Consider the following 14,265-nt stretch of genomic DNA (forward strand, 5'->3'; position numbering starts at 1 on the left):
GCTAGAACACTAGAACTGGTCCTGAAACTTGAAATTGCTCTCTCAAACATTGAGAAAGGCGGCTATTCCAGAGGTTTTCGGACGGATTCCAAAATATTTAATGCAGCAGGTGTCCACAAATGAAGGTAGGAATCTTCTCTGATTCGCACGATCATCTCGATAACATTCGTCGGGTGGTCAAGATGTTCAACGATCTCAAAGTCGACGTGGTCCTCTTCGCGGGGGACCTTGTTTCGACGTTCGCGGTCCCTCCGCTTCGCCAGCTCAATTGCAGAATGTATGGTTGTTTCGGAGATAATGAAGGAAACAAAACTGGCCTGACAGGTGGGTTTCGGGTCTTGGGAGAAATCCAGGATGCTCCTGCTCAATACACATTGCAGGATGGGACACGCGTTGTCATTGTGCACATGGAGCGTCAACTCAACGGCTTCGACGGAGAGTTCGATATCGCAATCTATGGGCACACACATCGTCCCAATGTTAAACGAGACGATCAGAATCGCCTGTTTATTAACCCCGGAGAGACCTCGGGCTGGACCTTTAACGCTCCGACAATCGCTGTGCTTGATACAGAAACCGAGGAAGTCGAGATTCTTCCAATCGACATGAGTCAACCGCTCCCCAGCTGGGAAGAAGATCGCCGCAAACGAGCGGCTCAAGCGTCGACTCAAACTGAATAAGACGTGAAGTCACTCATAGTTCAACGAATTCAATTTGCCCTGACAAAGCTTCGACGATGTTCATCGATTTTCTGATTGGTCTATTTGCAGCGAATGCACTGCCACATTATCTTATCGGTCGTTTCGACGGACGCATCCTTGGATTGTTTGGCTACAGTGCCCGCGCAAATATTGCGTATTCGTTCTTCTGCACAGCGATTGCATTAGGCTTGTTTCAATACAAATATGGCCTCGAATCCATTGCAGATCACGGGATGCTGTTGGGAGTGCTACTCGTCGTCTTCAGCTTTTATGGTGGCTGGCCAATCATTACGAGATACTTAACAAGTTCTGGCAAAACCTGAGACTGATCGCTGGAGTGTTCTTAGTCGTTCCGGGACGCTATGTGCATCAGAGTCTTCTGAATGAAAATTGTCCGACGGGACGACGGTCCAGTCACAACGACCTCCGCAACGACCTCAAAAGATTTCGGACATCAGTCTCAGCTTCGGCGTTACCCTCATCGAGTCTTCGCTCTGCTTATAATTGTAGTTGCCTTTCAAAATGAAAATCGCCCCGGAAACATATGACGTTGCCATCATCGGTGGGGGAGCTGCCGGATTGATGGCAGCGATTCAGCTTGCGCACCTGCGTGGAGATCTAAGTATTGCAGTCTTGGATGGAGCGAAGCGACTGGGGGCGAAGATTCTGATCAGCGGGGGAGGGCGGTGCAATGTGACGAACAAAGCTGTCACCGCTAAAGATTTCAACGGTGGAAGTCGTAATGTTGTCAAGCGGGTCTTGAAAGCTTTCTCAGCCAGCAAAACCGTCGAGTTCTTTGAGTCGCTCGGCGTCCCGCTTCATGAAGAGCAACATGGCAAGCTCTTCCCGGATTCTAATAAAGCACGTTCCGTTCTGGACGCTCTCATCAACGAGGCCGATACGCACGGGGTGAAGATTCTGACGGATCATCGCGTCGATCATATCAACAAGGATTCAGGGTTATTCCGCGTTGGAACCGAACTCAGTCAGTTTCAGGCTCGATCTGTTCTCCTCTCCACAGGGGGGAAGTCGGTCCCGAAGACAGGGAGCGATGGCTTTGGTTTTGAGCTGGCGAAATCGCTTGGGCATTCCATTCTGCCAACATTTCCGGCACTCGCTCCAATGCTTCTTGATGGCCACTTCCACGAAGCGCTTTCCGGGATCGCGCAAGAGGTTGAGGTGACTCTGGATGTTCAGAATGAGAAACCAAAACGGTTTTCCGGTTCGATGTTATGGACACACTTCGGAATCAGCGGACCGGTCGTTCTCGACTTTTCAAGACATTGGCACGCAGCCCATAACACCGGGGCGACGCAGTCAGTGATTTGTAACTTCCTGCCAGATCTTCAACCGCAACAGATTCATGAAGAGATCCTGAAGGCGGCGGAGCAGAACTCGAAAGGCTCACTCAGAAAGTTTTTGTCGCAACGGTTGCCAGGTCGCTTTGTCGACACCTTACTGGCTGAACTTCATATCCCGAAGGAGATGACATTCTCGCAGTTTCGAAAAGAGCAGCGAAAACATTTAGTCTATGCTTTGACCGAACGAAGACTTCCAGTCACGGACAGCCGAGGATTTCGATATGCGGAAGCAACTGCGGGGGGCGTCCCGCTAGGTGAAGTGAACCCGTCGACGATGGAATCCAGATGCTGTGAGAACCTGTTTCTGAGCGGCGAGATACTCGACATCGATGGTCGTCTTGGTGGCTTCAACTTTCAATGGGCCTGGTCCTCAGCCAGTGTGGCTGCTGCCGGGATCGCAAACCATCCGATTCATATGTCAAGAATTTGAGTCATTTCGTTTCCGGAGTTGGCAACTGCGTGTGGGGTCGCTAACCTAGTCTCTAGTTGACACCCGTTCACGTGACCAATCTTCCTTATTTCGCCATGATCAAACGGATTGAGCTGAAGAACTTCATGTCCCACGAGCACACCGTCATTGAACCGGCGGCGGGGCTGACGGTGTTGATCGGGGCGAATAATGTCGGGAAAAGTGCGGTCATCGCGGCATTACAGATTTTGTGTTACAACGACAATTCTACCTATGTGATGCGGCATGGAACCAAAGATTGTTCCATCACTGTTGAAACGGATGACGGGCATCTCGTGGAATGGCGACGCAAGAAGTCACCCAGCTACACAATCGATGGTCAGAAATTCGACCGCCTTGCAAGAAGTGGAACCCCCGACGAACTCCATCAGGTCTTAAAACTTCCGAAAGTCAAAGGGAGCGGGGCCGATGAATTCGATGTTCACTTCGGTTCACAAAAATCACCGATCTTTCTCCTGGATGAGTCGGGTGCGACCGCTGCAAGATTCTTTGCGTCATCCTCTGATGCAATTCGATTAGTGGCGATGCAGCAGCGGCACAAAGAGAAGCTCCGCGATGCCAAGAAAGAGCGGGTGAGACTTGATCTTGAATCAAAGCGCCTCAACGCAGAACTCGCTGCCCTCGATCCAGCGGTTGAGATCGAACGACGTGTCGAAAAGCTTGAAGATGACTTTTCGGCACTGCGACAACTCGAACAAACAGTTACAGAGCTAACGCAACTGGAATCGATCTTAGAAAGGCAGAATCGAGACTTCGCAGCTTACAGCGCAGAGGTGAAAGCCCTCAGCCTCCTTCAAACTCCTCCCGTTATTACTCCAACAGAACCGCTCGGGAAGGTGATTCAAAAGGTTGTTGATCTGGAGTTTGACGTCGCTCGCTCTTCGGAGCAGTTGAGTGCGTTAAAACAGCTTGCAGCTCCACCCGAGATCAGCGATGTCTTGTCACTTGAGAAACGAATTTGTGAGATTGAAAAGCAAAGTCTGGAACTCCAGGCGTCACAAGAGGTGCAGAGGATTCTCGGAGGCCTCGTCTCCCCGCCGGCTTTGGCGTCGACAGATGATCTTCAAAGTCTGATGGATCGGATTGTCGAATCGTCTCAGCGGGTCTCCTACGAATCTGATTGCCACAGATCGCTGTCGAAGCTACAGAGCGTGCCAACGTTTGATGAAACGGAGCCACTTCAGAGACTGATCGCAGAGCTCTCGAGAGATGAGATTCAAGTGAATCAGTATCAACAGCACTCCTCCATTTTGAAGGAAGTGAAACCGTTGGAGTTGGAAGATGTCAATTTGCTTGCAAGGATTGTGGGCGACCTTGAGGCTGCATCATTAAAAAGTGAGCAATATGAGGCTCAACTGAACCTGCTGAGTTCATTTGAATCACCATCAATTGTGGATGAGTCAGGTCACCTCGAGGAAGTTAGTTTGCAGCTGGAGAAGGGTCTCAAAGAAGTCGACTTTTGGGAAGAAGAGGTCTCAAAATTCCAGCGAGATCTTGAAGCTGTCGCCGCAGAATTTAAGCAAGCTGCGACTGATCAGAATTGTCCGGTCTGCGGTGGCAACCTCAACGTTGAGAGACTTCTTGAGCAAGCGGAGAGGGCATCGCTATGAGCAAATCCAGTTACCACGGCTTGCTGATGATTGGGGATCCCCATCTTGAAGGTCGCCAACCCGGTTTTCGTAAAGATGACTACCCGAACGTCATTCTTGATAAGCTGGATTGGTCGCTGTCTTATGCGCGGGAGAACGATCTCTTACCCATCATTCTGGGAGATCTCTTCGATAAGCCTCGCGACAATCCGACTTGGGTGATTGGGAAACTCTTTGAAATTTTAAAAGGGGAAATCCTCTCCATTTATGGAAATCATGACGTCCACTATCAACCGGAACTGACCGAGCATGATTCGTTGAGCCTGCTTGTTAAAGCTGGTTGTTTACGGATGGTCAGTGCCGACAATCCGTGGGTCGGGGTCGTCAATGGTCATCCAGTGATTGTGAGTGGATCATCTTATCGTCAGGAGATTCCGAAGAAGTTTGATCCGCTTAGTTTTGTGGCAAGCAAAGAACAAACCCCGATTGTTTTCTGGCTAACGCATCATGACATTTTAATCCCAGGGTACGACGAAGGCCGTGTGAAGCCCAGTGAAATTCCGGGGATCGATGTCATCGTCAACGGGCATATTCACCGGCGATTGGAAACTGTTCAAAAAGGAGGGACGCATTGGCTGACTCCTGGAAATATCTCACGTCGTTCGCGAAACGATGCCACCAAGGAACATATTCCGTCGGTTTTAAGAATCGACATTGCAGATGATGACTGGCAGGCGAATCACGTCGAAATTCCGCACTCTGCGTTTGAAGATGTGTTTCATGATGCGGTCATTGAAACAGTTCCGGACTCCGGGTCGTCGGCATTTGTCGCGGGACTTTCAGAGTTGCAATCCAGACGGACCAGCACCGGGGCAGGACTAAAAGAGTTTTTGAAACAGAATCTTGATCAATTTGAACCCAACGTTGCAGACGAAATCTGGAAACTGGCAGAGGAAGTGACTCATGAGTAAGAAGCGTGAAAACGAACAGAGTGAAGTCAAAGACCAAGACATCGAAGAACTTCAGAAACGCTACAGCGATCTCAGTAGACGGAAGATTCAGGCAGAAACGAATCTGGAACATTCGCAGAAGCAATTGGAGCTTCATAAATCGCAAGCTCGTGAAAAATATGGCACGGATGATGTTGCAGAATTGCGAAAGCAACTCGAAGAGATGAAGATTGAGAACGAACGCAAACGACGTGAGTACCAGGAAAGTCTGGACCGGATCGAAGAAGACTTGACGCAGGTTGACGAGAAATTTGCGGACGCGGCAACTGCCAGCACTGAAGCTGAGGATTCAGAATGAGTTCCGAAGATTTGACAAATGTAAAGTCAGAATCTGAGGACCTCCAATCCCCTGAAGCGGTCCGAAGACGAACAGATCGGCTCATCGACCGTCGAGAAGAACGTGTACTGCAGTCGCAACAGTTGGACAAAAGTTTCCGTGCGTTGAATGCGTTTCTGGATATCGCTGATGATGTTTCACTGGCTCTGGAACAATTAAGTGAAGAGTTGTTTCAACAATTGCTGGGAATGGTTCAAGAAAAATTGACCATTGCTTTGCAGGAAATTCTGGATCAGCCGGTCAAGTTTCGCGCACGTCCTGACTTCAAACGGGGGGCTGCGACAGTCGAATTCTACATGGAACGTGAAGGCTACGAAGAAGATATTCTACGAGGGCAGGGGGGATCGGTTGCGAATATCCTGAGCGTTGGTCTGCGGATGTTTGCGCTGATGACGCTCGATGAGACAGAGCATCGACGATTTTTAGTACTCGACGAACAGGATTGTTGGTTACGTCCAGATCTTGTTCCCGGGTTGGTGAAAATGGTTCAGGAGGCCGGCCAGGCACTCGGCTTTCAAGTGTTGATGATCAGCCACCACGAAAGCTCTCTTTTCGAAAAGTTTGCTGACCGTATTTATCGTCTCAGTCTGAATAGCGAAGGCAGCATTCAGGCTGAGCAGATGGTTACCGAAGCGGGGAACCCGGATGGACAAACTTCTCAGCCACTTACGGACCCTGTTTCAGTCGTCACAAAGAAACCGTCTCCTAGAAAGCTGTTTGATTGATTGCCTGTTGAGGCGGACGTCAATTTTTATTCAAAAAACAGTTGCTCAGTCACGATTAGAGAGACTCATTTTGAAGGTTCGTTTAAGAGTAGTTTGCTCGCCCGTATGCCCGTGTAGTGCGCGTTCTCCTCGGGGCACAACCTGAACACCAATTCCAAAATGCTATAGAGCTTTGAGTTCTTGATGGTTGACAATTTCTCTTCACAATAGCCATGCTCAGTGTCTCATCTCTTGCTGATGAAACAGAAAATCTGTTCGATAAAATCTTTGTTACTCAGGGGCTGCTATGAAGACGATTCTTTCCTCTATTCAACTTAGCCTTGTAGTGCTCTGTTCATTTACGGTTGCTATAGCAGAAGAGGCCCCGCGTAATCGTGTTCTGGTGATTGGCATTGATGGAATTCGAAGAGACGCTTTGCTGCAAGCAGAAACACCGAACCTTAAAAGCTTGATCAAGCAGGGAGCATTTTCCGAGAATACTGAAATTCTTGGGGAACGATATTCAAAGAATAACACAATCAGCGGGCCGGGCTGGTCGAGTTTCCTGACTGGTGTCTGGGCGGATAAACATGGAGTTCACGATAATAGTTTCGAGGGTCGGAACTACGATGAATTTCCACACTTTTTCTCGCGTGTGAAGGAGCAGTTCCCCAAGGCAAGAACAGGTTCTTTTGTCGATTGGGAGCCGATCGACAAGTTCATCGTTCGCGACGCCGACGTGCGGAAAGTTTACCCTTCCCAAGGAGCTGACGAGTACGCCCAAAAGGATGTAGAGATCGCGAAGGATGCTGTCGCGTTTCTGGAAGAGGATCAACCACATGTTGTGATGGTGTATTTTGGAGCCGTAGACGAAACTGGACATCGATACGGATTCCATCCGAGCGTCAAGCAATACATGTCCGCCATCGAAACCGTAGATGGACACGTTGGAGCCGTTTTGAAAGCGATGAAGTCTCGTACAGATTACGATCAAGAGAACTGGTTAGTGATTGTCTCCACTGATCATGGTGGTGTCGGAACCGGGCATGGCGACGGTCATGACAAGCCGGAGATTCGCAACACTTTTCTGATTGTCAGCGGAGCGAACTCGATGACCGGTCAGATAGAAGAGCAGACTTACCTGGTCGATTTGCCCGTGACGGCTCTCACTCATTTGGGGGTCAAGATTGATCCAAAATGGAAGCTGGACGGGAAAGCAGTCGGGCTCAATTCAATACAGAATCAGTAGCAGCAAATTCGAACTGGTCGGTGTCGTTCTCTTCCTCAGCAGGTTCTTCGCCTGTGATCTCTTCAGTTGTTTTTACTCCAAAGAGAGCTGCATACATTGTGTAAAACGTTGGCACCAATAGCAGTACGAGAAGTGTGGAGAAGATCAATCCGAAGCAGAGACTCGTCGCCATCGGAATGAGAAGTTGGGCTTGAAACGATTTTTCAGTCAGGATCGGCAACAGTCCTGCCACTGTTGTGAGGGACGTCAATAAGACCGGACGAAAGCGTCTTTGTCCCGCTTCAATGGCTGCCTCGTAAATAGACATTCCAGTGCGAGTTCGTGCGTTGGTGAAATCAACGAGGACAATCGAATCGTTAACGACAACGCCTGTTAATGCAACAAGTCCCAATGTGCTGAAGAGCGTCAGGGGGAGGTCCATAAAGTAGTGGCCCCAGATTGCACCGATGATCCCAAACGGGATGATCGACATCACGATGATCGGTTGCCCATAAGAGTTGAATTCCATCGTGAGCAATACGAAGGTTGCAAACATCGCGATTGCCAAGCCGACCGCTAAGCTTCCCACTGATTCGGTATCCTGCTCTTGCTGGCCCTCCCAGCGAATCTGTAAGCCGGGATATTTTTTCAGCAATCCTGGGATGAAATCTTTTTGCAATTGCTGGACGATATTCTTTGCATTTCCAACGGTGGTGTCGAGATCGGATGAGACGGTGATGGAACGTTTTTGATCGACGCGGTTGATTTCAGAGTAGCCGCGACTCACGTTGACATTTGCGATTTCTGTAATTGGGCGCTTCGTTCCATCACCTGGATCGACTCGAATTTCATCAAGGCTGGCGAGTGAATGGCGGTCTTCCTCTGGGTATCGCACCATGAGCTTCACTTCATGTCGACCGCGTTGCAGTCGCATCACTTCTTCACCGTAGTAAGAGGCTCGAACGGTTCTGGCGATGAAATCGAGTGGGACACCTAATGGGATTCCCGATTCATTTTCAGTCAGCTGAATCTCCCATTTCCCTGGTTGAGAATCGTCGCTGATGTCCTGAGTTCCGGGATACTTCGCAAGTTCCTCCTTAGCGAGTTCAACTGCTGCTTCAAGTTGTTCCATGTTTTCCGCTGAAGCAAGCAGTTTGAATTCGATCGGCTTTCCTCCCGGACCTCTTGCCTGTGATCCGAATGTTAAAGACTCGACGCCAGCGATTTCCCCGGTTCGCTTTCTCCATTCCTGAGCAAATTCATCACTGGTGATCGATCGGTTTTCACTATCAACGAGCTGGACATGGACATGTCCGGAGTGGCTCCCTTCGAGGGTGGGGCCGACGGCGCCAGGGTTCTGATTGTCTGGACCTGTTCCGACCATGCGGTGTATCACGAGAACCAGAGGGTGGTCCTTCGTCGAATATTTCTCGTTGATTTCCTGTGCAGCCTTTTCCAGTCTTAAAGTTGCGATCGATGCAGCGTCGCTGGGAGTGCCATCAGGAAAGGCCACTTCAGCAATTACTTCAGGGGCGTCGAGCTTGGGAAAGAAATCACTTTTGACGGTTCCATTTTTGACGATCGTTACAGAGACCATCACAATCGTGAGTGCAATACTGACAGTGATCAGCGGGTTGTTGACACAAAGTCGAACTAAGGGTGTGTAAAGCTTGTAGATGCAAAAATCGAGGAGCCGATTGGTGATGCGATTGATCTTCGCCGTCAGGAAGAACGGCTTCTCTGATCCATGTGCCAAGTGGCATGGCAGAATTAAGACACTTTCGAACAGCGAAATGACCAGCATGGCGATCACCGCGACCGGCAAGACTGCGAAAAACTTCCCCATAATTCCGGAGACAAAGAACATCGGCATGAATGCAAAAACGGTGGTGGTCACCGAAGTTGTCACCGATGGGACGACTTCGAAGGTCCCTTCGATCGCTGCCTGCTTAAAGGGCTTGCCCATTTGGCGATGGGCGTAGATATTTTCTCCGACGACAATTGCATCATCAACAACAATGCCAAGAGCGATCAGAAATGCAAACATCGAAAGCATGTTCAGCGTCTGGTCAAACTGATACAGAACGACGCACGCGCCCAGGATGGAAATCGGAATTCCCATCGCAACCCAAAACGCCAGGCGGAGTTCCAGAAACAGTGCCAGGATGACGAACACCAGCACCAGACCCTGCAGGCCGTTTCGTGTTAAGAGTTCGAGTCGGTCTTTCACATCAATCGAAACGTCTCCCCAGGTGGTCATTTCGTACCCGTGGGGTAAATCTTTCTTTTCAACGTACTCGTTCACTGCTTTCGTGAGCGCTAGCAGGTCTTCACCCTTCGCAGCCTTCACTCTGATCGCCAGTCCTGGTTTTCCGTTGATGTGGCTGATCGATACCGTGTCCACAAACTCGTCATGTACAGTTCCAAGATCTTCGACCGTCAGCACCACTCCATTCTGCCGGGTGACCAGCGGAATTTTTGCGATCTCTTTTCCTGAAAGGCGTTTGTCTTTAGCACGCAGTAGATACGTTTCACTGTCGTCACGAATATTTCCCCCGGGAAGTTCCAGATTCCTCTTGCGGATTTCCTCTGCGACTGTGGACAAACTCAGACCGTATTCGCGAAGAGTATGCTCAGAAATCTGAACATCGATCTGATAGTCCCGCTCACCCACAATGTCTGCGACTGAAACTTGTTGAATTTGCAGCAGATCGTCCCGGATCTGTTCGGTGATGTTTCGCAGTTGAAGTTCCGCATCTTCACCCTCAGACCCGTTCGTCACCACACCAATTGTGATTGCGGGATTTCGAATTGTGATTTGTCGAACTTCAGGCTCTTCAGAGAGATCGGGGAAACTGGGGATGCGGTCGATCTCAGATTGAATCTCGTTCAGGACTTTCTGCACACTCGGGACATCTGTCTTCACCTCGATGATGACGTTTCCCGCCCCCTCCATGGCGACCGATGTCACTTTTTTCAAACCATCGACCGAGCGTACCGCTTCTTCAATTTTCTGACAAATCCCGGTTTCGACTTCTTCCGGGCTGGCACCTGGGTAAGGGACCGAGACCAGAATGATTTCCAGGTCGAACTGCGGGAACTCTTCGCGTCGTAGCGAATAAGCGGCGAAAGCCCCGATCAGCAAGATGGTACACATCACTGTATTCATCGCCGGGGTATGTTCAATCGCCCATTTGACGATAGACTTCATGGCTGAACCTTATCCGTTCTGTTCGTTGAGTCAGCCACAACTGGCGCGTCGTCAGATTCTTCCCGCAAGATCATTCCATTGGTGACTGCAGGCAATGGTGAGACCACCACTTTTTGTCCTGCATTGACACTGGACGATGGCCTGAGAAGTGCCTGATCGTTGACGATTTTTGCGACAGCGACGTCCTGAATTTGCAGTTTGCCATGATCGTTGATCCAAAGCTTTCCGCCGGGGCGAACGGCTTCGACGGGGACGCTCAAGAGTGGTTCATTCAGCTCAACGGGAATGCGTACCGAGACAAACATTCCACTGAGTAATGTTGGAGGAACAATTGAAATGGGACCATCACCAACCCTCACTGAGGTTGTTTCTTCGGGGTTTTCGACGATGACGCGTGCGGGAAAAGTACGAGTTTCACGGCTGAGTCCCATTCCATCGAATCGAGAAAGTGTTCCTTTCCAGGTTGTTTCAATTCCGGAGAATTCGTAAACGACCTGACATGGAACAGGACGGAGTTCAATGGGATCAAGACGTGGTGTAGAACGGGGAGAGGAGAGAGCAGCTTCGACTTGCTGTTGCCAGACCCAGGCAATTTCACTCGGTTGAAACTGGCATCGAACTTCCATGTGGCTGGCATCACTGATGCGAACCAATGTTTGTCCGGTGGTCACAAAGTTTCCTTCTTCAAACTCGTCCTCGATAACACGTCCTGAAATTGGGGATGTGATCACACAGTGAGCAAGGTTCAGCTCGACTCTTTTCAGGGTCGCGGCTTCAACTTTTCTTCGAGCCAGGGTGGTCGCGCGTTCTCGTTCTTTCGAACTGAGTTCGTTTTTGAGCTTTTGCAAAGCGTTGCGGGCGGCCAACTCTTGTTGGCGCGCGTTGTCGTAGTCGGTTTCGCTGGTCGCTTTTCGATCAAAAAGATTGCGAACTCGATCTAAGTGGCCTCGCTGAAGATTGAGATCTTCCGCTGAAAGTTCGATGAGTGACGACAAGTTGTCGAGTTCGACATTGATGGCACGGAGTTCTTCGTCAATTTGCGCGAGCAATGCTTGCTGTCGTTCCAGTTCAATTCTGTATTCTGCATCATCGATTTTGAAAAGCAGATCACCTTTCTGGACGAAGTGTCCACTCCGAGTACGGTCGGCTTTCTTTTCGATTCTGCCGGAAACTTCAGCGCCGACTGAGATCACTCGATACGTGGTCGCTTCACCATCGACCTTCACCATAATCGGCTTGTTGTATTCCTGAATAGTGACTGATTGAACCAGTGTCCCGACCGGTTTTCCGGAGCCATCATCAGTGGGAATTTCCGGTTTTTGTCCGAAGACAAAATAGGAGACTCCGCCTGCAGTCAGGATGCCTAAGGAAACGACGACGCGTAAAACCATCGGGAAGTATCTTGCAGGATAAAATGAACGTCGAGGAGAGTTCGTCGTCATTGCTCGATCTCGGAATTGCTGGAATCAAGAAGGCCATAAAGTAAAATGTTGACGTACTGAGAAATATATTCGTTGAACGTGTGTCCAGTCGGAGGTTTGCCAAGAAATTGCGTAAGCATTGCCGGGCCGTGCATCGCTGTCAGAATGAACATCGCTGTCGCGTCGAAGTCGATCTTGCGAATCATTTTCTTCTCATACAGACGGCGCAGCCATCCAGCAATTGCACGAATATCCCGGACCGGAGGCGGCTCGTCGAAACTCGCCATGAGTTCCTTCATCGAGACTCCACTCCACTGAAGAATTTCCATTCTTCTGACGATCTCCGAGAAGAAGCTGGCAAGTTCCCTCAGGATCTCTGTCAATTGCTCATCGACAGGGCGGTCGTCTGGTCCTTCTTCGACCATGTCTAGCCACGGAGCAGATCGGCACGGTTTCATCGCTGCAATAAGCAGCTCTTTTTTGTTGCGAAATCTTTTGAGCAGTGCCTGCGAGGTTACACCGAGTTCGTGGGCAATCACATCTGTCGATACAGACGGGCCTCGTTCTAGAAAACACTTTGAAGCGACTTCCAGAATTTGTTGATCAGAAATCGTTCTCGGACGAACCAGAAGAGTCTCGGGGGAATGAGTTAGTTGTTATGAACCAACTAATTGTCGCAGCGGTTCCCAAAGCTGTCAATGCAAATTCTTTTCAGGCCAAAACGTCGCGTCAGATACGGACTACATCACTGCAGATCAGTCGTCATCTTCGTCGGACACGAGACGCAACGTAGGGACTTTACGAACTTGACCTTGCACCATTGCAGTTTCAAGTTCCTGGAGAAAGTGGTCAATCACATCTTGTTTAGTATTCCAGCGCAGTTCCCAATTCTCAAACTGTTTTTCATCGATCTGGTAGGGACCTGAAGGTTGTTGATCAGTCCGTTGATCTGAAGTTGAGGCTCCATCCGACGTTTTGGCAACGCTGGACATTGGGGCGATCTTTCTATTTGATAGTCTCTCCAAATCTTGCGGTTTCAATGCATCTGTGATTTTGAGAGAGTGGGTCTGGTGAAGCTACGTAGAATAGTTCGGCAGATCGTTACCCAAAAGTGAGTGAGTTGTCATCTGAGGAAAGAATTTACGAATAGCTAGTTTGGGTTGGATGCGCAAAGCTTGCAACCGGGAGAATACGAATTCCAGTGAGAGTCAGCAGGTTCCGTAATCTGTCAGGTCTTGTTCCAGCGTACTGAGACCGACAGGGGTGTTCTTTCAAATTGCAAGTACGTCGCGGACTTTTGTGGCCTGCTTGTCGTGCCAGATTTGCCGTTTATTCCGCTATTCCGCTTGCATGATTCGCCACGCGTCTGGAATCTTTTTCAACAAGTCGCTGGCGATCATTCCCCGTTGTGTGAACTTTTCAGCTGCCAGATCTCCCGCAAGGCCATGAAGGTAAGTTCCGAGCTGGGCTGCTTCGAGCGGAGGCATTTTTTGACCTAAAAGACTGGCAATGATTCCGGTCAAAACATCTCCTGTTCCCCCCGTTCCCATGCCTGCATTTCCAGTTTCATTCACTCGAGTTGTCTTTCCATCGGTGATTATGGTTCCGGCTCCTTTGAGAACAAGGATGACTTTGTGCTTGGCTGCGAACTCGACAGCGAGAGTTTCCCGGTGCTTCTGAATGTGTGATGTTTCTGAATCAATCAAACGTGCAAACTCTCCGGGATGCGGAGTGAGGATTCGTGGGCCGGTCTGTTGGCCGAGGATTTCTTTTTGATCTGCAATCGCGTTCAGTGCATCTGCATCAAAAACCACGGGAAGATTTGTATTCTGATAGAGATGTGCAACGAGCTGATTCAAATTTTCAGATCGCCCAAGTCCGGGGCCAATTGCAGCAGCATCCATTTTGAGGAGTGACTCATCCAGGACATCTTGTGCCTCGATTGAGATGCGACCGTTCAATTCAGACGGAACAGGCATGCAGAGGTACGAAGGCTCATAGCTGGCGACGATCGGTAAGATTGGTTCGGGCAGAGCGAGTGAAACCAGCCCGGCTCCGCTCCTCAATGCACTGACTCCGGAAAGGGAAATCGCCCCACTCATTCCGGTTGATCCACCGATGATCAACACGCGACCGAAGGTTCCTTTGTGTCCGTCGCTTGGTCGAGTAGGCAGTGAAGGGAGTGGCTGTGACATGGCTTCGTTCCAAAAGAAAAAGCGAACATGATGGTCTCA

13 protein-coding genes are annotated in these 14,265 nt (G+C 49.8%); 8 read left to right on the plus strand and 5 right to left on the minus strand.

Annotated features, from left to right (window positions below; translation table 11 throughout):
• Positions 1-119: 119 nt before the first annotated feature.
• The 8 genes from ACN0YR_RS14215 to ACN0YR_RS14250 all read left to right on the plus strand — a co-directional run bounded on the left by ACN0YR_RS14215 (position 120) and on the right by ACN0YR_RS14250 (position 7,420).
• Positions 120-680 carry a metallophosphoesterase gene (locus tag ACN0YR_RS14215; protein WP_417849903.1) on the plus strand — a complete coding sequence of 187 codons (561 nt, stop codon included), beginning with the start codon at positions 120-122 and terminating at the stop codon, positions 678-680.
• A gap of 56 nt (positions 681-736) precedes the next feature.
• On the plus strand, positions 737-1,024 hold the full coding sequence (locus tag ACN0YR_RS14220) for a hypothetical protein (RefSeq protein WP_417849904.1): 288 nt from the start codon (positions 737-739) through the stop codon (positions 1,022-1,024).
• Between the two features lie 199 nt (positions 1,025-1,223).
• On the plus strand, positions 1,224-2,492 hold the full coding sequence (locus tag ACN0YR_RS14225) for an NAD(P)/FAD-dependent oxidoreductase (protein WP_417849905.1): 1,269 nt from the start codon (positions 1,224-1,226) through the stop codon (positions 2,490-2,492).
• A 95-nt stretch (positions 2,493-2,587) separates the two neighbouring features.
• Positions 2,588-4,141 carry an AAA family ATPase gene (locus ACN0YR_RS14230; RefSeq protein WP_417849941.1) on the plus strand — a complete coding sequence of 518 codons (1,554 nt, stop codon included), beginning with the start codon at positions 2,588-2,590 and terminating at the stop codon, positions 4,139-4,141.
• Positions 4,138-5,091, plus strand: coding sequence for a metallophosphoesterase (locus ACN0YR_RS14235; protein ID WP_417849906.1), 954 nt, complete (start codon positions 4,138-4,140; stop codon positions 5,089-5,091). Before ACN0YR_RS14230 ends, ACN0YR_RS14235 begins: the two co-directional genes overlap by 4 nt.
• Positions 5,084-5,428, plus strand: a complete 345-nt coding sequence (locus ACN0YR_RS14240) for a hypothetical protein (protein WP_417849907.1) — start codon at positions 5,084-5,086, stop codon at positions 5,426-5,428. Before ACN0YR_RS14235 ends, ACN0YR_RS14240 begins: the two co-directional genes overlap by 8 nt.
• Positions 5,425-6,192 carry a DNA repair protein gene (locus tag ACN0YR_RS14245; RefSeq protein WP_417849908.1) on the plus strand — a complete coding sequence of 256 codons (768 nt, stop codon included), beginning with the start codon at positions 5,425-5,427 and terminating at the stop codon, positions 6,190-6,192. The genes ACN0YR_RS14240 and ACN0YR_RS14245 overlap by 4 nt, the downstream gene beginning before the upstream one ends.
• 286 nt (positions 6,193-6,478) lie before the next feature.
• The gene (locus ACN0YR_RS14250) at positions 6,479-7,420 is read left to right on the plus strand and encodes an alkaline phosphatase family protein (RefSeq protein ID WP_417849909.1); all 942 of its coding nucleotides are present in this window, start codon (positions 6,479-6,481) and stop codon (positions 7,418-7,420) included.
• On the opposite strand, the gene ACN0YR_RS14255 is transcribed toward ACN0YR_RS14250, so the two are convergent.
• The 5 genes from ACN0YR_RS14255 to ACN0YR_RS14275 all read right to left on the minus strand — a co-directional run bounded on the left by ACN0YR_RS14255 (position 7,398) and on the right by ACN0YR_RS14275 (position 14,226).
• The gene (locus tag ACN0YR_RS14255) at positions 7,398-10,610 is read right to left on the minus strand and encodes an efflux RND transporter permease subunit (RefSeq protein WP_417849910.1); all 3,213 of its coding nucleotides are present in this window, start codon (positions 10,608-10,610) and stop codon (positions 7,398-7,400) included. The two genes, ACN0YR_RS14250 and ACN0YR_RS14255, sit on opposite strands and share 23 nt — an antisense overlap.
• On the minus strand, positions 10,607-12,052 hold the full coding sequence (locus ACN0YR_RS14260; RefSeq protein WP_417849911.1) for an efflux RND transporter periplasmic adaptor subunit: 1,446 nt from the start codon (positions 12,050-12,052) through the stop codon (positions 10,607-10,609). The genes ACN0YR_RS14255 and ACN0YR_RS14260 overlap by 4 nt, the downstream gene beginning before the upstream one ends.
• The gene (locus ACN0YR_RS14265; protein WP_417849942.1) at positions 12,049-12,660 is read right to left on the minus strand and encodes a TetR/AcrR family transcriptional regulator; all 612 of its coding nucleotides are present in this window, start codon (positions 12,658-12,660) and stop codon (positions 12,049-12,051) included. Before ACN0YR_RS14265 ends, ACN0YR_RS14260 begins: the two co-directional genes overlap by 4 nt.
• 126 nt (positions 12,661-12,786) lie before the next feature.
• Positions 12,787-13,023, minus strand: a complete 237-nt coding sequence (locus ACN0YR_RS14270) for a hypothetical protein (protein ID WP_417849912.1) — start codon at positions 13,021-13,023, stop codon at positions 12,787-12,789.
• Positions 13,024-13,368: 345 nt separating this feature from the next.
• Entirely contained in the window at positions 13,369-14,226 is an 858-nt protein-coding gene (locus ACN0YR_RS14275; protein ID WP_417849913.1) for an NAD(P)H-hydrate dehydratase, read from the minus strand.
• Positions 14,227-14,265: the final 39 nt, after the last annotated feature.

The sequence above is a fragment of the Thalassoglobus sp. genome (assembly GCF_048270125.1).
Lineage (GTDB): Bacteria > Planctomycetota > Planctomycetia > Planctomycetales > Planctomycetaceae > Thalassoglobus.

What these genes read in the sequence shown, in the direction of transcription:
- ACN0YR_RS14270 (WP_417849912.1), bottom strand. Translation starts at nt 13,023, where the DNA reads ATGTCCAGCGTTGCCAAAACGTCGGATGGAGCCTCAACTTCAGATCAA.
- ACN0YR_RS14225 (WP_417849905.1), top strand. Translation starts at nt 1,224, where the DNA reads ATGAAAATCGCCCCGGAAACATATGACGTTGCCATCATCGGTGGGGGA.
- ACN0YR_RS14220 (WP_417849904.1), top strand. Translation starts at nt 737, where the DNA reads ATGTTCATCGATTTTCTGATTGGTCTATTTGCAGCGAATGCACTGCCA.
- ACN0YR_RS14275 (WP_417849913.1), bottom strand. Translation starts at nt 14,226, where the DNA reads ATGTCACAGCCACTCCCTTCACTGCCTACTCGACCAAGCGACGGACAC.
- ACN0YR_RS14245 (WP_417849908.1), top strand. Translation starts at nt 5,425, where the DNA reads ATGAGTTCCGAAGATTTGACAAATGTAAAGTCAGAATCTGAGGACCTC.
- ACN0YR_RS14260 (WP_417849911.1), bottom strand. Translation starts at nt 12,052, where the DNA reads ATGACGACGAACTCTCCTCGACGTTCATTTTATCCTGCAAGATACTTC.
- ACN0YR_RS14250 (WP_417849909.1), top strand. Translation starts at nt 6,479, where the DNA reads ATGAAGACGATTCTTTCCTCTATTCAACTTAGCCTTGTAGTGCTCTGT.
- ACN0YR_RS14255 (WP_417849910.1), bottom strand. Translation starts at nt 10,610, where the DNA reads ATGAAGTCTATCGTCAAATGGGCGATTGAACATACCCCGGCGATGAAT.
- ACN0YR_RS14240 (WP_417849907.1), top strand. Translation starts at nt 5,084, where the DNA reads ATGAGTAAGAAGCGTGAAAACGAACAGAGTGAAGTCAAAGACCAAGAC.
- ACN0YR_RS14230 (WP_417849941.1), top strand. Translation starts at nt 2,588, where the DNA reads ATGATCAAACGGATTGAGCTGAAGAACTTCATGTCCCACGAGCACACC.
- ACN0YR_RS14215 (WP_417849903.1), top strand. Translation starts at nt 120, where the DNA reads ATGAAGGTAGGAATCTTCTCTGATTCGCACGATCATCTCGATAACATT.
- ACN0YR_RS14235 (WP_417849906.1), top strand. Translation starts at nt 4,138, where the DNA reads ATGAGCAAATCCAGTTACCACGGCTTGCTGATGATTGGGGATCCCCAT.